Origin of the sequence: Vibrio sp. 10N.222.55.C6 (genome assembly GCF_041473395.1) — a bacterium.
Lineage (GTDB): Bacteria > Pseudomonadota > Gammaproteobacteria > Enterobacterales > Vibrionaceae > Vibrio > Vibrio crassostreae_C.
On sequence record NZ_JBFRSD010000297.1, the window covers coordinates 1 to 469 of the forward strand.

Here is a 469-nt window from a genome sequence, read left to right on the forward strand (position 1 = left end):
AAGGTCTCATGGAAGCCATTGAATTCGCAGATGGCGAAAACAAAGAGGCTACAGTTCACAAGTTTGACTCTGTTGACGTTAAAGCGGTGCGTAATAATGTAGCAATGACTCAGACTGAGTTTGCATCTACATTTGGTATCAGTCTAGGTACATTACGTCACTGGGAGCGTGGAGATAGAACACCAAGAGGTCCTGCTTTAGTGTTACTGAATTTACTTGCGAAAGATCCCCAAGCAGTAATCAGAGCTCTTGCTTGAACTACTACACCTCTAAATGAGTATTAATCCCTATCGCTCTACCATTAGAATTGAATCGGCTTACATTGTCTCTTATAGGCGTTTAACGTGTTGGTCGTCCCTACCACCAAAAGATTTATGCTGGTGACCTTAACCCCTCAAGTGGAAGCGGGTACACCTAAAATGCAATGAGATTAAATGCAATGCAATGCAATGTGACATCACACATAAAA

Annotated in this window: 1 protein-coding gene; it reads left to right on the forward strand. The window is 42.0% G+C overall.

What is annotated here, in order from left to right; genetic code table 11:
• On the forward strand, window positions 1–257 hold a 257-nt coding region (locus AB4486_RS23765), incomplete at its 5' end, for a helix-turn-helix domain-containing protein (protein ID WP_372119040.1).
• Window positions 258–469: the final 212 nt, after the last annotated feature.